19 protein-coding genes are annotated in these 19,788 nt (G+C 40.3%); 16 read left to right on the forward strand and 3 right to left on the reverse strand.

Annotated elements, in window-relative coordinates:
- Positions 1-131: 131 nt before the first annotated feature.
- Positions 132-614, reverse strand: coding sequence for an S-ribosylhomocysteine lyase (locus PCY11_RS10785; RefSeq protein ID WP_049474465.1), 483 nt, complete (start codon positions 612-614; stop codon positions 132-134).
- Between the two features lie 234 nt (positions 615-848).
- On the opposite strand from PCY11_RS10785, the gene PCY11_RS10790 reads away from it, so the two are divergent.
- The 13 genes from PCY11_RS10790 (at position 849) to PCY11_RS10850 (ending at position 15,153) form a co-directional block, all read left to right on the forward strand.
- On the forward strand, positions 849-2,456 hold the full coding sequence (locus tag PCY11_RS10790; protein ID WP_003010343.1) for a ribonuclease Y: 1,608 nt from the start codon (positions 849-851) through the stop codon (positions 2,454-2,456).
- Positions 2,457-2,562: 106 nt separating this feature from the next.
- Positions 2,563-3,195: a guanylate kinase gene (gene gmk / locus PCY11_RS10795; RefSeq protein ID WP_301362767.1), complete on the forward strand. Its 633-nt coding sequence runs from the start codon at positions 2,563-2,565 to the stop codon at positions 3,193-3,195.
- Positions 3,196-3,220: 25 nt separating this feature from the next.
- Complete coding sequence (rpoZ, locus tag PCY11_RS10800) at positions 3,221-3,535, forward strand: DNA-directed RNA polymerase subunit omega (RefSeq protein WP_003010339.1); 315 nt, start codon at positions 3,221-3,223, stop codon at positions 3,533-3,535.
- A gap of 63 nt (positions 3,536-3,598) precedes the next feature.
- Positions 3,599-6,007, forward strand: coding sequence for a primosomal protein N' (locus PCY11_RS10805; protein WP_301362768.1), 2,409 nt, complete (start codon positions 3,599-3,601; stop codon positions 6,005-6,007).
- Positions 6,008-6,018: 11 nt separating this feature from the next.
- The gene (fmt, locus tag PCY11_RS10810; protein WP_301362769.1) at positions 6,019-6,954 is read left to right on the forward strand and encodes a methionyl-tRNA formyltransferase; all 936 of its coding nucleotides are present in this window, start codon (positions 6,019-6,021) and stop codon (positions 6,952-6,954) included.
- The gene (gene rsmB / locus PCY11_RS10815) at positions 6,944-8,257 is read left to right on the forward strand and encodes a 16S rRNA (cytosine(967)-C(5))-methyltransferase RsmB (protein ID WP_301362771.1); all 1,314 of its coding nucleotides are present in this window, start codon (positions 6,944-6,946) and stop codon (positions 8,255-8,257) included. The genes fmt and rsmB overlap by 11 nt, the downstream gene beginning before the upstream one ends.
- A 21-nt stretch (positions 8,258-8,278) precedes the next feature.
- Positions 8,279-9,019, forward strand: coding sequence for a Stp1/IreP family PP2C-type Ser/Thr phosphatase (locus PCY11_RS10820; RefSeq protein WP_129299753.1), 741 nt, complete (start codon positions 8,279-8,281; stop codon positions 9,017-9,019).
- Positions 9,016-10,887: a Stk1 family PASTA domain-containing Ser/Thr kinase gene (gene pknB, locus PCY11_RS10825; protein ID WP_301362772.1), complete on the forward strand. Its 1,872-nt coding sequence runs from the start codon at positions 9,016-9,018 to the stop codon at positions 10,885-10,887. Before PCY11_RS10820 ends, pknB begins: the two co-directional genes overlap by 4 nt.
- A gap of 116 nt (positions 10,888-11,003) precedes the next feature.
- On the forward strand, positions 11,004-11,699 hold the full coding sequence (liaF, locus tag PCY11_RS10830; protein ID WP_049486057.1) for a cell wall-active antibiotics response protein LiaF: 696 nt from the start codon (positions 11,004-11,006) through the stop codon (positions 11,697-11,699).
- On the forward strand, positions 11,696-12,712 hold the full coding sequence (locus PCY11_RS10835; protein WP_049516138.1) for a sensor histidine kinase: 1,017 nt from the start codon (positions 11,696-11,698) through the stop codon (positions 12,710-12,712). Before liaF ends, PCY11_RS10835 begins: the two co-directional genes overlap by 4 nt.
- Positions 12,709-13,341, forward strand: a complete 633-nt coding sequence (locus PCY11_RS10840; RefSeq protein WP_049492345.1) for a response regulator transcription factor — start codon at positions 12,709-12,711, stop codon at positions 13,339-13,341. The genes PCY11_RS10835 and PCY11_RS10840 overlap by 4 nt, the downstream gene beginning before the upstream one ends.
- Positions 13,342-13,385: 44 nt before the next feature.
- Positions 13,386-14,786 carry a bifunctional Cof-type HAD-IIB family hydrolase/peptidylprolyl isomerase gene (locus PCY11_RS10845; RefSeq protein ID WP_301362773.1) on the forward strand — a complete coding sequence of 467 codons (1,401 nt, stop codon included), beginning with the start codon at positions 13,386-13,388 and terminating at the stop codon, positions 14,784-14,786.
- 1 nt (position 14,787) lies between these two features.
- Complete coding sequence (locus PCY11_RS10850; RefSeq protein ID WP_003003962.1) at positions 14,788-15,153, forward strand: S1 RNA-binding domain-containing protein; 366 nt, start codon at positions 14,788-14,790, stop codon at positions 15,151-15,153.
- Positions 15,154-15,203: 50 nt separating this feature from the next.
- Here PCY11_RS10850 and cysK read toward each other — a convergent pair whose 3' ends face one another.
- Entirely contained in the window at positions 15,204-16,127 is a 924-nt protein-coding gene (gene cysK, locus PCY11_RS10855) for a cysteine synthase A (protein ID WP_003004014.1), read from the reverse strand.
- 122 nt (positions 16,128-16,249) lie between these two features.
- Entirely contained in the window at positions 16,250-16,891 is a 642-nt protein-coding gene (locus PCY11_RS10860) for a YigZ family protein (RefSeq protein ID WP_021154565.1), read from the reverse strand.
- 55 nt (positions 16,892-16,946) lie between these two features.
- Here PCY11_RS10860 and PCY11_RS10865 point away from each other — a divergent pair, with 55 nt between their 5' ends.
- From PCY11_RS10865 to raiA, 3 genes are all read left to right on the forward strand, one after another.
- A complete protein-coding gene (locus PCY11_RS10865; RefSeq protein ID WP_301362774.1) occupies positions 16,947-18,245 on the forward strand; it encodes a DEAD/DEAH box helicase in 1,299 nt (432 codons plus the stop codon).
- Positions 18,242-18,907 (forward strand): ComF family protein, encoded by a 666-nt coding sequence (locus PCY11_RS10870; RefSeq protein WP_301362775.1) that lies wholly within the window; start codon positions 18,242-18,244, stop codon positions 18,905-18,907. The genes PCY11_RS10865 and PCY11_RS10870 overlap by 4 nt, the downstream gene beginning before the upstream one ends.
- Before the next feature lie 81 nt (positions 18,908-18,988).
- The gene (raiA, locus tag PCY11_RS10875; protein WP_003010301.1) at positions 18,989-19,531 is read left to right on the forward strand and encodes a ribosome-associated translation inhibitor RaiA; all 543 of its coding nucleotides are present in this window, start codon (positions 18,989-18,991) and stop codon (positions 19,529-19,531) included.
- Positions 19,532-19,788: the final 257 nt, after the last annotated feature.

The raw sequence follows: 19,788 nt of genomic DNA on the forward strand, positions 1-19,788 counted from the left end.
TCCGCACAGTTGAGTAGGGCTGTAAAAGCTGATGAAATCAGCGTAGTAGAGCCCACTCAACCACTGCGTCTTGCTCGACAATCCAAAAATAATTGAGAGGCTAGGACTTTTGTCCCAGCCTCTTTTTCGTATTAAACAAGATGACGTTCAAATGGATCGTCTGAAATTCCTTGATCTAGAATCAGGCGACACCATTCTTTGGCTGAAAAGAGGCTGTGATCCTTGTAATTTCCACAAGACTCAATAGTTGTACCTGGGACATCCTCCCAAGTACTGACAGATGCAATTTCTTCTAAAGAATCTTTGATTACTTTAGCAATTTCCGTACTCGAATGTTGTCCCCACATGATCATATGAAAACCGGTGCGACATCCAAATGGGGAACAATCAATCATACCATCGATGCGTTTGCGAATGAGCATCGCAAGAAGATGCTCGATCGTGTGGAGACCAGCAGTTGGAATCGCATTTTCATTGGGCTGCACCAAACGAATATCAAAATTGGAGATGATGTCTCCTTTGGGTCCAGTTTCCTCACCAATCAAGCGTACATAGGGAGCCTTCACAGCTGTGTGGTCCAATTCAAAACTTTCAACAATTACTTCTTTTGTCATACTCAAATCCTTCTTTGTTTTTCTTGATTATAGCATAAAAAAACAGATTCAACAAAGTGGAAATTAATGAATTCCTCACAGATGTCCCATGAAAGAAAAGTCGACAAAAGAACAAGCATTAAGCAAAAATATAAAAGGTTTTTCCTGTTTTTTTAGATTGTTAATTTTAGTAATTTATGGTAAAATGTAAAAGAATTTTTAATTCAACTAATTAAATAGATTTGGGGTAAAAGCATGAATTTTGTTATTACAGGTGTTTTTGCCGCGGTCATTGGTTTAGTCATTGGATATGTGGGAACTGCTCTTAAAATGAAAGCTTCAAAAGAAGCTGCGGAACTCACCCTTTTGAATGCTGAACAAGAAGCAACGAATTTACGTGGACAGGCTGAACGCGAAGCCGATTTGATTTTAAAAGAGGCGAAGCATGAGTCAAGTTCACTTAAAAAAGAAGCACTTTTGGAGGCAAAGGAAGAAGCCAGAAAATATCGTGAAGAGGTCGATGCTGAGTTTAAGTCAGAACGACAAGAATTGAAGCAATTAGAAAGCCGTTTGGCAGAACGTGCTAGCAATCTTGATCGCAAAGATGACATTTTAACAAGCAAAGAGCAGTCTCTTGAACACAAAGAGCAAAGTCTTACAGATAGAACTAAACACATTGATACGCGTGAACAACAGCTGGAAGAGCTTGAACACAAGAAAGTAGAAGAACTGGAACGTGTCGCTGCTCTAAGTCAAGGAGAAGCGCGTGACATTATTTTGAGTCAGACGGAAGAGCAACTTTCAAAAGAAATTGCCTCACGGATTCGAGATGCTGAATTGGAAGTGAAAGAACGTTCTGATAAAATCGCAAAAGACATTCTCGTGCAAGCTATGCAGCGAATGGCGGGTGATTTTGTTGCTGAGCAAACAAACTCAACCGTTCATTTGCCGGACGATAGTATGAAAGGTCGGATTATTGGTCGTGAAGGTCGCAACATTCGTACCTTTGAGAGCTTGACAGGTGTCGATGTGATTATTGATGATACGCCTGAAGTGGTGACCTTGTCAGGGTTTGATCCGATTCGTCGTGAAATTGCCCGCATGACAATGGAGAGCCTTCTCAAAGATGGTCGGATCCATCCAGCCCGTATCGAAGAGCTGGTTGAGAAGAACCGTCAGGAAATTGACAATCGTATTCGTGAATACGGTGAGGCGGCTGCCTATGAAATTGGTGCGCCAAACCTCCATCCAGATTTGATGAAAATCATGGGACGGTTGCAATTCCGTACTTCTTATGGTCAAAACGTTTTGCGTCACTCCATTGAAGTTGCCAAACTTTCTGGTATTATTGCTAGCGAGTTGGGTGAAAATGCTACCTTGGCACGACGTGCAGGATTCTTACATGATATCGGAAAAGCGATTGACCGTGAAGTGGAAGGAAGTCACGTCGAGATTGGAACTGAATTGGCACGGAAGTACAAGGAACATCCAGTGGTTGTCAATACTATTGCCAGCCACCATGGTGACGTGGAACCAGAAAGTGTCATCGCAGTCATTGTCGCTGCAGCGGATGCCTTGAGTGCAGCTCGACCTGGAGCACGAAGTGAGTCACTTGAAAGCTACATCAAACGCTTGCAAGATCTTGAAGAAATTGCAAATAGTTTTGAAGGAGTTAAGACAAGTTTCGCCCTTCAAGCGGGTCGTGAAATCCGTATTATGGTTAGCCCTGAGGCAATCAAGGATGATAAAGTGACGATCTTGGCTCATGATATTCGTGAGAAGATCGAGTCTAATCTTGAGTATCCTGGAAACATTAAGGTTACCGTGATTCGAGAATTGCGTGCAGTCGATTACGCAAAATAAACAAAAAGCTTGAGATCTAGCATCTCAAGCTTTTTGAATGAAAAAATCAGTTGAAAATTAGGCCGATTTTTGTTACACTAGATAGAAAGACATTGAAGGAGAAATCATGGCGGATCGTGGCTTATTAATCGTATTTTCTGGCCCTTCGGGGGTTGGAAAAGGAACGGTCAGACGAGAAATTTTTGAAAATTCGGACAATCAGTTTCAGTATTCTGTATCGATGACGACGCGTGCACAACGTCCAGGTGAAGTGGATGGTGTCGACTATTTTTTCCGTACACGTGAAGAATTTGAAGATTTGATCCTTCAAGGGCAAATGTTGGAGTACGCTGAGTACGTTGGAAATTACTATGGGACTCCTTTAACCTATGTGAATGAAACCTTGGACAAGGGAATCGATGTATTCCTTGAAATTGAAGTTCAGGGTGCCCTTCAAGTAAAGAAGAAAGTTCCAGATGCAGTTTTTATTTTCTTAACTCCGCCTGATTTGGATGAATTGCAAGATCGATTAGTGGGTCGCGGGACAGATAGTGCAGAAGTTATTGCGCAACGGATTGAAAAAGCAAAAGAAGAAATCGCCATGATGCGTGAATATGACTACGCCATTGTGAACGACGAGGTTCCTCTTGCTGCTGAGCGTGTCAAACGTGTGATCGAAGCAGAGCATTTCCGTGTAGACCGTGTCATTGGCCATTATCTGGATATGTTACCAAACACACAAACTATTGTGAAGAGATAAATAATTAGAAATTAGGTATAGGAATATGATGTTAAAACCTTCTATTGATACATTGCTTGACAAAGTACCATCAAAATATTCATTGGTCATTCTTGAGGCAAAACGGGCCCACGAATTGGAAAGTGGTGCAGTACCAACTCAAGAATTCCAATCAGTTAAATCAACATTACAAGCGCTTGAAGAAATCGAGTCTGGAAACGTAGTTGTTCACCCGGATCCAGAAGCAAAACGTGAAGCGCTTCGTCGTCGGATTGAAGCAGAGCGGATTCGCAAAGAAGAAGAAGAGCGCAAAATTAAGGAACAAATTGCCAAAGAAAAAGAAGATGGTGAAAAAATTTAAGGTTGGGGCTTCTCAATCTTATTTTTTGCTATTTAAAGGGTTCCGTGATAAAGTAAAGCTCATATGATAGAGGCTGGAGGTGAAAAAGTGATAGCAAAAGTCATCGTAGATGTCCCATTGATGCAGACAGATAAACCCTATTCTTATCAGATCCCATCAGAATTTGAGGATATGGTGGAGGCAGGTATGCGAGTTCATGTCCCCTTTGGTAAAGGGAATCGCCTCATTCAAGGGATTGTGGTAGATGTTTTAGAAGAGGCAGACACAAGCGAGGAATTGAAAGCGATTGTGGAGATCTTGGATTACACTCCGGTCTTAAATCAAGAGCAGTTTTGGTTGGCGGATCAATTACGAAAAAGTGTTTTTTCTTATAAGATCACGGTTTTAAAAACCATGCTTCCTTCTCTCCTCAATTCGAGTTATGATAAGATTTTGTATCCTCAACCTTCTTTAGATCCCACTCTCAAAATAAAACTTTTTGGTGCAAAAAATGAAGTTTCTTTTTCTTCTCTAGATGCAGCCGATCAAGCCCAAGTGATGCGGTTGGTCAGAAAAGGAGATTTGGTACTTGAATACAAGGCCAAGGATAAGAAACAAATTAAAACAGAAAAATGGTATCGCGTTAACCAGGAAGGATTAAAAGAACTTCAACTATCAGCGAGAGCTAAAAAAAGGCTAGCATTGAAAGAGCGCCTGTTACTAGAGCAAGGGGAGCAACTCTTAGCAGGATTGTATCAGGATTTTTCACGAGAAGTAGTGGCTTATTTTATTGATCAGGGTGTTTTAGAAATAACAGAACGAGAAGTGAATCGGGCGGCTGCATATTATGAAGGCAAAGAACAGACCCAGGCTCTGCTTTTAAATTCAGAGCAAGCAAAAGCTGTAGAAAGAGTAGTTTTTCAAATTGGGAAAACATCAAAGCCTTTTTTATTAGAAGGTGTGACTGGAAGTGGGAAAACAGAAGTTTATCTGCAGATTATTCAGGAAGTTCTAAATAAGGGGAAAACGGCTATTATGTTGGTTCCTGAGATTTCCCTGACGCCACAGATGACGGATCGTTTTATCTCTCGTTTTGGTCAGGAAGTAGCCATTCTGCACTCGGGCTTATCAAATGGTGAGAAGTATGATCAATGGCGAAAAGTTGAACGTGGGGAGGCCAAGGTAGTCGTTGGAGCGCGCTCAGCCATCTTTGCTCCTTTAAAAAACATCGGAGCTATCATCATTGATGAGGAGCACGAGGCTTCCTACAAACAAGATAGTAATCCACGCTACCACGCAAGGGAAGTCGCAGTCCTAAGGGCTCAGTACAATCAAGCAGTCTTGCTTCTTGGATCTGCTACACCAAGTATAGAATCGCGGGCTCGTGCAACAAAAGGGGTTTATGAATTAATTCGTCTCACCCAGCGGGCCAATCCGGCAGCCAAAATTCCAGAAGTTAAAGTCGTTGATTTTCGTGATTATATTGGCCAAAATGAAGCTGGTAACTTCACTCCGGTTCTAGTGGAAGCTATTGCTGATCGCTTGCAGAAAAAAGAGCAGGTTGTCTTGATGTTGAACCGCCGTGGTTATTCCAGTTTTGTCATGTGTCGCGAGTGTGGAACTGTAGATACTTGTCCCAATTGTGACATCTCTTTGACCCTCCACATGGATACTAAAACCATGAACTGTCATTATTGTGGCTATAGTAAAGCGATTCCTCGACACTGTCCAAATTGCCAAAGTCCTTCCATTCGTTATTACGGGACAGGAACACAAAAAGCTTATGATGAATTACAAGAGATCTTTCCTGAAGCTAAAATTTTGCGCATGGATGTGGATACCACTCGAAAAAAAGGGAGCCACGCAGCAATATTAGATGCTTTCGGGAATGGAGAAGCGGATATTTTGTTAGGGACGCAAATGATTGCGAAGGGCTTGGATTTTCCAAATGTGACGTTAGTGGGTGTCTTGAATGCGGATACTTCTTTAAATTTACCGGATTATCGATCTTCAGAGAGAACCTTTCAACTCTTGACTCAGGTGGCAGGAAGGGCCGGACGAGCAGAGAAAGAAGGAGAGGTTATCATTCAGAGCTATAACCCCAATCATTATGCGATTCGATTTGCCAAAGACCAAGATTATGAAGGTTTTTTTGCCTATGAAATGCAGATTCGCCGGCAGTTAGGCTATACGCCTTATTACTTCACAGTTGGGTTAACCCTATCCCATAAGAGTGAGGAAATTGTGATGGAGAAGTCACATCAGGTCATGGAAATTCTCCGATCTGGCTTATCTGATCAGGTCCAAATCTTAGGACCAACACCTAAACCAATTGCACGCACACATAATTTGTATCATTATCAAATCATTGTGAAATATCGTTTCGAAGAAGGCATGACTCAGGTCTTGAATCAAATCTTAGAATTTACACAAGAAAGAGGCAACCAAGATCTACGTGTCAGTATTGATAATGAACCTCAAAGTTTTATGTAAGGAAGAAAGAAATGACAAAATTAATTTTTATGGGAACGCCTGATTTTTCAGCGACGGTTTTAAAGGGATTGTTAGCAGATTCGCGCTATGAAATTTTGGCGGTTGTGACTCAACCAGACCGCAAAGTAGGTCGCAAAAAAGAGATTCGAATGACCCCGGTAAAGCAGGTAGCTTTGGACCATCAACTACCGGTTCTTCAGCCGGAGAAATTATCGGGTAGTCCAGAAATGGAAACTCTCTTATCACTAGATGCAGATGGAATTGTGACCGCTGCTTTTGGACAATTTTTACCGACAAAATTGTTGGAGAACTTTCAGTTTGCGGTGAATGTTCACGCGTCTTTATTACCTAAATATAGAGGTGGAGCTCCCATTCACTATGCCCTGATCAATGGTGACGAAGAAGCTGGGGTTACAATTATGGAAATGGTCAAGGAAATGGATGCTGGAGACATGATTGCAGCTCGTTCTCTCCCAATTTTAGATGAGGACAATGTGGGAACCTTGTTTGAAAAATTGGCTGTCCTTGGACGGGATCTACTCCTAGATACTTTGCCAGATTACCTAGCAGGGGAGATCCAGCCAAGGCCACAAGATCCTAGTTTGGTCACATTTTCACCAAATATTTTGCCGGAAGAAGAAGTTTTGGAGTGGACCAAAACCAACCGCCAAGTCTTTAACCAGATCCGAGGGATGAATCCTTGGCCTGTCGCTCATACCTTGTTAAATGATCAACGCTTTAAAGTTTATGAAGCAGAGCTATGCGAGGGCAATGGAAATCCAGGAGAAGTGATTGGTTTGAGCAAAAAAGAGTTGATAGTAGCTGCAGGTGAAGGCGCGCTATCCCTCAAAGTTGTGCAGCCTGCAGGAAAACCCAAAATGTCCATTACAGACTTTTTGAATGGTGCGGGCCGTCAATTGAAAGTAGGAGATTACTTTGGAAGGTAAACAAATGAATGCGCGTGAACAGATACTTGGAGTTTTAGAAGAGGTTTTTGAACATGGAGCCTATTCTAATCTTGCCTTAAATCAAGCACTAGAACATTCTCAACTTTCAGATAAAGATAGAAGTTTTGTTACGGAAGTTGTATATGGTACCGTAGCGCGGAAGATAACACTCGAGTGGTATCTCGCCCACGTGATTGAGGACCGGACGAAATTAGATCCTTGGCTCTATTATCTTTTGCTGATGAGTTTGTATCAGCTGGTCTACTTGGATCGCATTCCTGACCATGCCATCGTCAATGAAGCTGTCCGGATAGCAAAACATCGTAAAGAAGGCAGTGAGAAGTTTGTCAATGCTATTCTTAGAAAGCTCCTTCGCGAGGGACTACCAGCTATTGATACGATTAAGCGAAAGAACAAACGTTATTCGGTAGAGTATTCCCTACCTGTATGGTTGGTCAAAGCATTGATCGAAGAATATGGTGAAGAACGTTCTTGCGCTATTTTTAAGAGTCTCTATCAGCGTAATAAATCAAGTATTCGTGTGATTGATCTTGACGAAAAAGAAGAGTTGGCTCAGACATTAGAAGCAAAATCTTCACTACTTGCCCCCTCTGCCCTCGTGAAAGATCAGGGACATTTTGCAGCGCACGCTTTGTTTAAAGAAGGACGCATTGCCATTCAAGACGAGTCCAGTCAATTGGTGGCTCCAGCTTTGGATTTGCAAGGGGATGAGTGGGTTTTAGATGCCTGTGCAGCGCCAGGTGGAAAGACGACTCACATCGCTTCTTATCTCACGACTGGGAAAGTCACAGCCCTGGATCTCTATGACCATAAACTCAAATTGATTCAAGAAAATGCTAATCGGCTCCATGTTGCGGACAAAATTTTGACAAAGAAGTTAGATGCGACAAAAGTCTATGAAACATTTGGACCAGATGCTTTCGATAAAATTTTGGTGGATGCACCTTGTTCGGGGATTGGTCTGATACGGAGAAAGCCTGATATCAAGTACAATAAAGAGGGTGCAGATTTTATATCTTTACAAGCTATTCAATTGGCAATTCTGGATAGTGTTTGTCAAAGTGTGCGTAAAGGTGGTATAATAGTGTACAGTACGTGTACAATTATGGGGAAAGAAAATTTTGAAGTGGTAGATCAATTTTTGAAAAACCATCCAAATTTCGAACAAGTCCCATTGGATCACGAAAGAAAAGATATTCTTAAAAATGATTGTATCCTTATTACACCCGAATTATATGGAAGTGACGGCTTCTTTATCAGTCGTTTTAAGAGAATGTCATAATATCAGGAGGAAACTGACAGTATGGATATGACGATCTTAACCGATGTAGGTCAAAGACGGACAAATAACCAAGACTATGCAAATCAATATACAAACAAGGCAGGAAAACCGATGGTTTTTCTTGCTGATGGTATGGGAGGACACCGTGCCGGAAATATTGCTAGTGAAATGGCAGTCACAGACCTAGGTGCGGCTTGGGTTTCTTCTGAGATCGAGACGGTTAATCAAGTACGGGAATGGTTTGCAGAACATTTAGAAGCTGTGAATCGTCGGATTCATTTGGCTGGGCAAGATGATGAGCACAAAGGAATGGGAACGACACTAGAAGCCTTGGCTTTTGTAGAAGGACAAGTGATTTATGCTCACGTTGGGGATTCACGGATTGGCCTCATTCGTCAGGGCAAATACCAGCAGTTGACCAGTGACCATTCTCTTGTAAATGCTCTTTTACGAGCAGGTCAAATTACAGAGGAAGAAGCAGCCCATCATCCTCAACGTAACATCATCACTCAGTCCATTGGCCAAAAAGATGAGTTAGAGCCGGATTATGGTTTGGTGACGGTTGAAGCAGATGATTATATTTTGATCAATAGTGACGGTTTAACCAATATGATTGGCCCAGATGAAATCAGAGATATTGTCTTGAGTGATGTTTCACTGGAAGAAAAAGCTCAAACCTTGATTCGTTTTGCCAATAATGCTGGAGGCTTGGATAATATCACTGTTGTACTGCTCCACTTCACTGAGGAGGACGCGGCATGATTCAAATCGGCAAAATTTTTGCCGGGCGATATAAAATCATCCAACAAATTGGACGCGGCGGGATGGCAGATGTTTATCTTGCGCGTGATTTGATTTTAGATGGGGAAGAAGTTGCAGTCAAGGTACTGCGTACGAATTACCAGACGGATCCCATTGCAGTTGCGCGTTTTCAGCGTGAAGCAAAGGCGATGGCGGAGCTGGACCATCCAAATATCGTTCGGATTACAGATATTGGCGAAGAAGAAGGACAACAATACCTTGCAATGGAATATGTTGCAGGTTTAGACTTGAAACGCTATATCAAAGAAAATGCTCCTTTATCAAATGAAGAAGCTGTTCGTTTGATGGGGCAGATCCTTCTAGCTATGCGTCTTGCCCATACGCGTGGCATTATCCATAGAGATTTAAAACCACAGAATGTCCTCTTGACACCAGATGGAACAGCAAAAGTTTCAGACTTTGGGATTGCAGTGGCCTTTGCAGAGACTAGTTTGACCCAGACCAACTCGATGTTGGGGTCGGTTCATTATTTGTCCCCTGAGCAGGCGCGTGGTTCAAAAGCTACGGTGCAAAGTGACATCTACGCTATGGGAATCATTTTCTATGAGATGTTGACAGGACACATTCCTTATGATGGAGATAGTGCAGTCACAATTGCTTTGCAGCATTTTCAAAAGCCACTCCCATCTATTCGTGAAGAAAATAAGAATGTTCCACAAGCTTTAGAAAATGTAGTGATCAAAGCGACAGCTAAAAAACTGACGGATCGCTATAAATCAGTGGCAGAGATGTATGTGGATCTTTCAAGTTGCTTGTCCTATGAGAGAAGAAATGAGAAAAAACTGGTTTTTGAAGACCAAGCGAAAGCTGATACAAAGACTCTTCCAAAAGTGAGTCCAACTCCAAAGACGGCTCCTGTTCCAATCTCTGAGGTACGCAGTGAAATCAGTTCGGTAGATCCTAATCGACCATTATCTGACCAGCAGACAATGGCACCAAGTAAAAAGCCAAGAAGACGCTTGCGGGCGCGCTACAAGGTCTTGTTTGTTGCCATTGCACTAGTTCTTGCAGCCTTTACTTTCTTGTTGTATATGAGCCCAGCCAATAAAACAGTTCCAGATGTTTCCGGCAAAACCATTGCCGAAGCTAGAGCGGTTATTGAGGGACAAGACCTTCAAGTCGGTGAAGAGAAGGAAGAGTACAGTGATTCGGTTGCAGAAGGCTATGTCATTCGAACCAATCCAAATGCAGGGGCTCAAAAGAAAGAACAAAGTCGAATTGATTTGATTGTTTCAAAAGGACCAAACAGCTTTGAAATGCCAAATTACGTGGGTGAAACACGGGCAGCAGCAGAAGAAGATCTGAAAAATACTTATAAAGTATCAAGCAAAATGATCACGATTGAAGAAGTTGAGACCTTCGATTATGCTGCAGGGACAGTTCTTGAACAAACCCCAGCTCCAGGAGAGCAATATTCTCTGAATTCAAAAAACAAGATTGTTTTGAAAGTAGCGAAAGAAACGACTTCAATTGAAATGCCAAACTATGTTGGATCAACTTACGATTTTGCTAGAAGTAATTTGATTGAGATCTATGGTATTAAAGAAGCCAATATCGAATTAAGAAAAACAGAACATCTCCCTGATGGGGTAGTTGTTTCTGCCGGTCAAATTGTCAGTCAAACTCCAGAAGTTTCGAGTACGGTGGATATTAACCGAACACGAATTGTTTTGACTGTATATGAGCCTAAAGTGACAGCTTCTTCAAGTACGAAAGCATCATCAAGTTCAGATACATCTAGTTCATCTTCTGCTGAACGATCAGATACAGAAAGTTCTAGCAGTAGTGCAACTGGTGGAGATTCATAAATCAGTCTAAGACTCAGATGGATTTCTGAGTCTTTTTGATTGTATGCGTTTATCCAACCATAGACGGAAGTCAAATGAGGAAAAATTTGATAAAATAGGAAAAGATGAGGTAAACTATGTGGAAAATACAAATTTTTATTTTCGTTGAAGCCGTTTTGTTAACATTAGCAGCGATCACCATTTTATCAATCGATTTTTCCAGATTTGTTGTCTTAATGGTTCTCTTTTTGCTTCTTATGTACTACTATTTTGGCAAACAAAAAGCGAATTTTCTATTGATCGCGCTGAGTGTGCTCTTGTTTTTTATCGTGATGCTGAATCCTTTTGTGATTGCAGCCATTTTATTTGCTGTGGTTTATGGTTTATTGATCGCCTATCCTTATATGTATAAGGAAAATGAAGCGGTTGTGTTTGATGTTGAAGAGGATACGAAAATTCGTCAGGAAAAAACTCGATGGATTGGTGATTTACAACATTTTTCAAAGCAAAGTCGAGGGTATCGAGATCTGAATGTGATCCGAGTTTTTGGGAATGACACCCTCCATTTAGAGGAGGTAGCCATTTGCAATTGGGACAATGTAGTGATCATTCGGAAAGGGTTTGGAAATACAAAAATTATCTTACCGATTGATTTGGAATTGCATTTACAAATTAACACCCTGTATGGAGATCTGAAGTTTTTGGATCTTCCTGTCCGTAAAATGAGGAATGAAACCATAGACATTGAAACGGCACATTATCGGAGATCGCACCGTTCTATAAAAATTGTGTTAGTTGGTATTGTTGGGGATGTTGAGGTGATTCGCGCATGAAGAAATTAGACTATCTCCTATTGTACTTCTATTCCCTAATGGTGGTTGCGGTCATTTGTCATACCATTTTCCATTTTGTTGGTTTTCAGTGGGGCAAACTTCTCTCAGATCTTTCCTTGCTTCAATCATTCCTATTTTTGGTTTTTAGTCTGACGCTTGCATTGACGGCTTTGGTTGTCTTAATTATCAAAATCACGCAATTTGTAACGGTCCATGCAGTACAACAAAAGGTAGAATCTATCCTGACTGCTTCACAGCGAAAAGAAATTGCCCCAAAAGAATTGAATCAACAGTTAGATTTATTGGACAGCAAATTACTTCGACTAGAAGAAAATTTACAAAAGAGTGAAAATCGTGTGATGCGAAATGAAGAAGAAATTGTGGAAATCGAGCGTAAGAGAATTGCGCGTGATCTACATGATACGGTTAGTCAAGAATTGTTTGCAGCCAATATGATTTTATCTGGAGTGGCAGCACGGGCTCTTGAGTTAGAGAAAAGTCAGATCCAGCAGCAACTAAATGGTGTGTCAGATATTCTAGGTACAGCCCAAAATGATTTACGCGTCTTGCTCCTACATCTTCGTCCTACAGAATTGGAAGGAAAAAGTTTGGTAGAAGGGATGGAGATGATTTTTAGAGAATTGAAGGAAAAGAGTAACCTAGCAGTTGTCTTCCATCATAATGACGTGAGCATTCCAAAAGAAATGGAAGAACATCTATTTCGGATCGTCCAAGAAATTGTCAGCAATACCTTGAAACACGCTAGAGCTCAACAAATGGATGTCTTTTTGCAACAGGAAGGAAAACAACTTCATTTACGGATGGTAGATGATGGAATCGGATTTGAGCAGGAAAAATTGGAACGATTGAGTTATGGGTTGAAAAATATTCAAGAACGTGTAGAAGACATGGCGGGAACCATTAAAATAAGAACGAGTCCTCAAAAGGGAGTGGCTGTAGATATTCGCGTTCCCCTCCTTGTAAAAGATAAAAATGAAAAGGAAACTGTATGAAAGTATTATTAGTAGATGATCATGAAATGGTCCGATTGGGATTGAAAAGCTTTTTGTCCATGCAAACCGATATTGAGCAGGTCTTAGAGGCGAAAAATGGGCATGAAGGGGTGGAGTTGGCGCTGAAAGAAAGACCAGACGTCATCATCATGGATATTGTGATGCCAGAGCTAAATGGAATCGATGCGACTCTAGCCATCCTAAAAGAGTGGCCGGAAGCTAAAATTGTCATTTTGACGTCTTATTTAGATAACGAAAAGATTTACCCTGTCTTAGATGCCGGTGCAAAAGGGTATATTTTAAAGACCTCGTCAGCAACTGAGATCTTACAGGCTGTCAGAAAGGTTGCAAAGGGAGAATTTGCAATTGAGACAGAAGTTAGTCAAAAAGTTGAGTCACGAAAGAACCATGCTGAATTGCATGATGATTTGACAGCTAGAGAACGAGATATTCTGGCTTTATTGACGAAAGGATATGAAAATCAACGAATAGCAGATGAACTCTTCATTTCTTTAAAAACAGTGAAGACCCATGTCTCCAACATCTTATCGAAATTAGAAGTCAGTGATCGGACGCAAGCAGTCGTCTATGCCTTTCGACACCATCTGGTGAATCAAGAAGATTTTTAAAAGGAAACATGCTATAATAGAGCGTGATCATAAGGGGGAGACAAGTGGACGCAAAATTACGTTATAAAGCCAAAAAAGTTAAAATCGTCTTTTTTGATATTGATGATACATTACGTGCAAAAGAAACAGGATTGATCCCAGAATCTGTCAAAGACGTCTTCCATCAGTTGAAAGAAAAAGGAATCCGAACAGGGATTGCAACCGGCAGAGGGATTTTTGGGGTTGTTCCTGAAATCATGGACTTAAAGCCTGATTTTCTAGTAACCTTAAACGGTGCCTATATAGAAGATACAAAAGGAACTGTGATCTACCAATCACCAATCAATGAAGCAATCGTTTCTTCTTTTGTAGATTGGGCCAAAGAATCCGAGATTGATTATGGGTTAGTGGCTAGTCATCAAGCTGCCCTGTCTAATCGGACACCCTTGATCAGTGATGCTATTGACATCATTTATCCCAACTTACCCGTAGATCCAGATCTGCATTTGAAAGAACCTATTTTCCAAATGTGGACCTTTGATGAACAGGATAGTGAGCTAGAGTTGCCCCCTTCTTTGCAAGAGGACTTGCGCCTAGTTTCGTGGCATCCCCATTCGTCAGATGTTGTTCGTTTTGAAGCTTCAAAAGCTTCAGGAGTTTCTCATCTTGTAAATCATTTGGGCTTGAAGCCAGAGAATGTTTTAGTATTTGGGGATGGATTAAATGATCTAGAACTGTTTGATTATGCTGGAATTAGTATCGCAATGGGAAAATCTGCCCCAGAGTTACAAGAAAAAGCTGATTATATCACTAAGAATTTAGAAGAAGATGGCATATTCTATGCCTTAGAGGAGTTAAATATGGTTGAAAAAGAATTGACGTTACCACAGTTAGAACTTGCTACGGCTGACGGTCCTGTCGCTGTGATCAAAACCAATCACGGTAAGATGAACATTCAATTGTTCCCGGATCAAGCGCCAAAAACAGTTGCAAACTTTGTAGCTCTTGCTAAGTCTGGTTATTATGATGGTGTCATTTTCCATCGGATTATTAAAGATTTTATGATCCAAGGGGGAGATCCAACAGGCACAGGTATGGGTGGTGAATCCATCTATGGGGAGAGCTTCGAAGATGAGTTTTCAAAAGAATTGTACAATATTCGCGGAGCCCTTTCAATGGCAAATGCTGGACCAAACACAAATGGCAGCCAATTCTTTATTGTACAAAATCAACATCTCCCATATTCGAAAAAGGAATTGGTCCGCGGTGGCTGGCCTGAAAAAATTGCCGAAATCTATACGACAGAAGGGGGAACTCCTCACCTAGATCAACGCCATACAGTATTTGGTCAATTGATGGATGAAGCTTCTTTTGCTGTGTTGGATGAGATCGCGGCTGTTGAGACAGGGATGATGGATAAGCCAGTAGAAGATGTCGTGATTGAAACCATCGAAATTGAGGACTAATATGAAAATTGGAGATAAGTTAGAAGGAACCATCACAGGAATTCAACCTTACGGCGCCTTTGTCGAACTAGAGTCGGGTGTGACGGGCTTGATTCATATCTCAGAGATTAGAAGTGGTTATGTAAGTAATATTCAGGATATTCTGTCGATTGGGGAGAAGGTCTTTGTTCAAGTCATCGATGTTGATGAATATACCAACAAAGCTAGTCTCTCTCTGAGAACGCTTGAAGAGACCCCGCAACGAAGCATTCGACACCATCGCTTTTCTAATGACCGTCACAAGAGTGGTTTTGCCCCCTTAGCTCAACAGATGCCGACCTGGGTCAAAGAAGGAAAGGTATTCTTTAGCAAACAAGAAAAAAAATAAAAACTTCGATAGGTTGATGAAACCTATCGAAGTTTTTTTGATATAGAGAATTATTCAAATTCGTAAAGGGTAGTAGAAAGGTAACGTTCTCCATTATCTGGTGCAAGAGCAAGAACTTTTTTACCGCTTCCCAATTCTTTTGCGACTTCAATAGCAGCATAGATAGCAGCTGCGCTTGAGATACCGACTAAGAATCCTTCAGCTCCACCGATAGCGCGTGCAAGTTCGAAAGCTTCTTCTGAAGATACGCGACGAACACCATCATATGCATTAGTGTCTAAAGTATTTGGGATAAAACCAGCTGAAATCCCTTGGATTTTATGTGGTCCAGGTTTTTCGCCAGAAAGGACTGCAGATTCATTGGCCTCAACGGCATAGACTTTGACAGCAGGATTATTCTTTTTCAAAGTATGAGAAATACCAGAAACAGTACCACCAGTACCAACACCTGCGACAAAAGCATCTAAACCATCTTTTCCAAAGGCATCAACGATTTCTTGTCCTGTTGTTCTTTCATGTACCTCTGGGTTAGCAGGGTTTTCAAATTGAAGAGGAAGGAAGCCATTTCTTTCTGCAGCGATTGCTTCAGCTTTAGCGATAGCGCCTTTCATTCCTTCACTTCCAGGAGTCAAAACGAGTTCAGCTCCATAGGCTTGTATGATTTTACGACGTTCCACACTCATGGTTTCAGGCATGACAATCACAACTTTGTATCCTTTAGCTGCGCCAACCCATGACAAACCAATCCCTGTGTTCCCACTAGTTGCTTCGACAATGGTATCACCTGGTTTGATCAAGCCATCCGCTTCAGCTTTTTCAATCATGCTCAAAGCAATCCGGTCTTTGACAGATGATCCAGGATTGAAGGCTTCGAGTTTGACATAGACATCTGCAGCTCCTTCAGGAACAAGACGATTCAATTTGACAATCGGAGTGTTCCCAATCAATTCTGTAATATTTTCATAAATAGCCATAATATACCTCAGTTCTAGGTTTTCTTGATACTAACAAGTATAGTCCCTTGCGGGAAGAATGTAAAATATAGAAATTTTATGGGTGTGATAAAAAAAAACTATCGTTGCCGATAGTTTTTTAATTATTTTTCTACAGAAAGTAGGGGGACTTCAACCTCACGAATTCCTTGATCCTCAATAATGACTTTGCCATTGTAAAATTCGACTAAAGCTGCTGTGATAGAGTTTGTGTTTTCTTTATCCACAAAAATAGTTGTCATCACCTGATCTGTGAACATTGGATCTTGTTCCGCCAATTGATGGTCTTTTAAGAAATTAGCAAATTCTTGGTATTGGGAATAAGAAAGTGTGATCCCAAGAACCACTTGCTCTTTGATTTCTACCAGTCCAATTTCTCGAACTGCTTGTGCCACACTTCCAGCATAAGCACGAATTAGACCGCCAGCACCTAATTTAATACCTCCAAAATAGCGTGTAACCACGACACAACTATTAGTGATGCGATGATTCTCCAAAACTCCTAACATCGGTACCCCAGCTGTTCCGCTAGGCTCTCCATCATCACTGGTCCGTTTGATATCACTTTGTTCTCCTATGATGAAAGCAGAGCAGTTATGTGTAGCCTTATAGTGTTCCTTTTTGATGGCATTGATAAAATCTCTAGCTTCCTCTTCAGAGGAGACTCGCTTGACATGACAAATGAATTTTGATTTTTTGATTTCTTCTTGAACAGTACCGTTCTCTTTAAATGTAACATATTCCATATTCTTATTTTACAAAAAAAGAATGATTTTCTCCAACTTTTGCGAATTAATAAGTATGAAGATAGAAGATTCTTATGGAAGACTCTTAACGGAGAGTCAAATGACAAATGATCTAAAAGAAATTGCTCAAGAACTTCCAGCTATAGAAAAACAGAATGGAAGGTACCAATGCTTTCGATGTGGCAGTATGATTGATCAAAAACTGTGGAAGTTGAGTGAAGAGGTACTGTATTGTAGAGCCTGTATCCAATTAGGAAGGATCCGGAGTGATCAAAAACTTTATGCTATTGCACAGCAAGACTTTGAAGGTCAAGAGGTGCTAAACTGGAAAGGGACCTTGACTTCCTATCAACAAGAGGTATCTGAAGGACTTATCCAAGCAGTTAAAGCAGGAAAACATGCCTTGGTACATGCTGTGACAGGAGCTGGAAAAACGGAAATGATGTATCAGGTTGTAGCAACAGCTATCAAGGCAGGAAAAGCAGTCTGTATTGCTACCCCAAGAATCGATGTCTGTATCGAACTGTACGGAAGAATGAAGGATGATTTTTCCTGCCCCATCTCTTTGCTTCATGGAGAATCGGAGCCCTATTTTAGAACGCCTTTAGTGATCGCTACAACCCACCAATTGCTAAAGTTTTATCAGGCTTTTGATCTCCTTATTATAGATGAGGTAGATGCTTTTCCCTATGTGGATAATCCAATCTTATATAAAGCAGCTCAGAATGCAATAAAAAAAGAGGGGAATACCCTATATTTGACAGCAACCTCTACAGATGAGCTAGATAAAAAGGTTAAGAAAAAAGAAATCATTCGTTATAGTCTTCCAAGAAGATTTCATGGGAACCCACTAGTGGTCCCTGAAATAAAATGGGTGCCGAAAATTAGAGAAAAAATTGAAAAAGGAAGAATCCCTTACGAACTATTGCAACTGATCAAGAAACAAAGACAGACTCACTACCCATTGTTAATCTTTGTATCTGAAATAGAATTAGGACAACAATTCACTGAGAACTTAAAAAAATACTTTCCCAAAGAAACAGTAGGTTTTGTATCCTCACAGACAACAGACCGCCTACGAATGGTAGAAAAGTTTAGAAACAAAGCCATAACCATGCTAGTCTCGACAACAATTTTAGAAAGAGGAGTGACTTTTCTATTTGTAGATGTCTTTGTTTTAGAAAGTAATCACAAATTATTTACTAAAAGTGCCCTCGTACAAATTTCAGGAAGGGTCGGTCGAAGTAAAGAAAGACCAACAGGTGAACTACTTTTTCTATCAGATGGTATAACACGAGGAATGAAAAAAGCGATTAAAGAAATAAAGGAAATGAATCAGGAGGCTGGATTTTGAAAGAATGTCTGCTTTGTACTAAAGAGTTGAAAACTGGTGAACATTTCATAGATCTTATAATTATGAATCAACAAGAAGAATGGATTTGTAAAGAATGCAAAGAAGGCTTCGAACAAATTGGCGAAATCCATTGTCCTAGATGTTATAAAGATAAGGAGGAGAAAGTATGTAAAGATTGCGAATACTGGATACAAAAGGGGAATATGGTAGAACATGAAGCATTATATAGATATAATGCAGCAATGAAGGACTATTTCAAACGATATAAATTTGAAGGAGATCGTTTATTAGGAATGGTATTTGCATGTGACATCAAAAAAGCCTTGAAAAAGTATAAAAGCTATACGATAATACCGACTCCAATCAGCCATGAAAAAAAGCAGGAAAGAGGATTCAATCAAGTATCGACTATACTAGATTTTGCAGAGATAAAGTACAACAGTCTATTCCAAAAAGAAGACACTTTAACCCAATCAAAAAAAACAAGAGAAGAAAGATTAAAAACCACTCAGCACTTTCAATTAAAAGGAGAAATTTCAGGAAAGCAGAAATATCTAATCTTCGATGATATCTACACAACGGGCAAAACAATCGAATTAATGAAGCGCCTACTAATTGAAAAAGGTGTGAAAGAAATAAAGACATTTTCAATCGCAAGGTAAAAAAAGATTTGCAAAAACTTTATGAAAGCGTTATAATATACATATAAATAAAAACATAATGTTTAGAAAGTAGGTACTAATATGATTAAATATAGTATCCGTGGTGAAAACCTAGAAGTAACAGAAGCCATTCGCGACTATGTCGTTTCTAAACTCGAAAAGATTGAAAAATATTTTCAGGCAGATCAAGAGCTAGACGCTCGAGTAAACTTAAAAGTTTACCGTGAAAAGACCGCAAAAGTAGAAGTGACCATTCCGCTTGGATCTATCACACTTCGTGCAGAAGATGTCTCTCAAGATATGTACGGTTCAATTGATCTGGTTGTGGATAAAATTGAACGTCAAATTCGTAAGAATAAAACAAAAATCGAAAAGAAAAATCGTATTAAATCTGGTGCAGGTAAATTGTTTACCGATGCAGTTGTAGAAGAAGCAGCAACCACAGAAAAAGTTGTTCGCTCAAAAACAATTGATCTAGAACCAATGGATTTAGATGAAGCGATCCTTCAAATGGATCTATTAGCACACGATTTCTTCATTTATCGTGATGCAGAGGATAACACAACAAATGTGATCTACCGTAGAGAAGATGGAGACATCGGTCTATTGGAAGTAAAAGAATAAAGATCAAAAAGAGATTGAAAACATCAATTAAATTATAGAGGAATCAGGAGCATCTATGCTCCTGATTTTTTTATATAAACCAAAAAAGTAAAAAAACTTTCAAAAAAATAAAATTTTTTGGAAAAAAGTGTTGACAGTAAGAGAAGGTCATGATATACTAATATAGTTGTCGCGCGAGAGCGACAAAGACCTTTGAAAACTGAACAAGACGAACCAATGTGCAGGGCGCTACAACAAAAGTTGTAGTAACTGAACAA

The sequence above is a fragment of the Streptococcus sp. SP8 genome (assembly GCF_030440045.1).
Classification (GTDB): domain Bacteria; phylum Bacillota; class Bacilli; order Lactobacillales; family Streptococcaceae; genus Streptococcus; species Streptococcus parasanguinis_I.

Bases quoted from the DNA above. Each gene is read 5' to 3' on its own strand.
- PCY11_RS10785 (WP_049474465.1), bottom strand. From the start codon at position 614: ATGACAAAAGAAGTAATTGTTGAAAGTTTTGAATTGGACCACACAGCT.
- PCY11_RS10790 (WP_003010343.1), top strand. From the start codon at position 849: ATGAATTTTGTTATTACAGGTGTTTTTGCCGCGGTCATTGGTTTAGTC.
- gmk (WP_301362767.1), top strand. From the start codon at position 2,563: ATGGCGGATCGTGGCTTATTAATCGTATTTTCTGGCCCTTCGGGGGTT.
- rpoZ (WP_003010339.1), top strand. From the start codon at position 3,221: ATGATGTTAAAACCTTCTATTGATACATTGCTTGACAAAGTACCATCA.
- PCY11_RS10805 (WP_301362768.1), top strand. From the start codon at position 3,599: ATGATAGAGGCTGGAGGTGAAAAAGTGATAGCAAAAGTCATCGTAGAT.
- fmt (WP_301362769.1), top strand. From the start codon at position 6,019: ATGACAAAATTAATTTTTATGGGAACGCCTGATTTTTCAGCGACGGTT.
- PCY11_RS10820 (WP_129299753.1), top strand. From the start codon at position 8,279: ATGGATATGACGATCTTAACCGATGTAGGTCAAAGACGGACAAATAAC.
- pknB (WP_301362772.1), top strand. From the start codon at position 9,016: ATGATTCAAATCGGCAAAATTTTTGCCGGGCGATATAAAATCATCCAA.
- liaF (WP_049486057.1), top strand. From the start codon at position 11,004: ATGTGGAAAATACAAATTTTTATTTTCGTTGAAGCCGTTTTGTTAACA.
- PCY11_RS10835 (WP_049516138.1), top strand. From the start codon at position 11,696: ATGAAGAAATTAGACTATCTCCTATTGTACTTCTATTCCCTAATGGTG.
- PCY11_RS10840 (WP_049492345.1), top strand. From the start codon at position 12,709: ATGAAAGTATTATTAGTAGATGATCATGAAATGGTCCGATTGGGATTG.
- PCY11_RS10850 (WP_003003962.1), top strand. From the start codon at position 14,788: ATGAAAATTGGAGATAAGTTAGAAGGAACCATCACAGGAATTCAACCT.
- cysK (WP_003004014.1), bottom strand. From the start codon at position 16,127: ATGGCTATTTATGAAAATATTACAGAATTGATTGGGAACACTCCGATT.
- PCY11_RS10860 (WP_021154565.1), bottom strand. From the start codon at position 16,891: ATGGAATATGTTACATTTAAAGAGAACGGTACTGTTCAAGAAGAAATC.
- PCY11_RS10865 (WP_301362774.1), top strand. From the start codon at position 16,947: ATGAAGATAGAAGATTCTTATGGAAGACTCTTAACGGAGAGTCAAATG.
- raiA (WP_003010301.1), top strand. From the start codon at position 18,989: ATGATTAAATATAGTATCCGTGGTGAAAACCTAGAAGTAACAGAAGCC.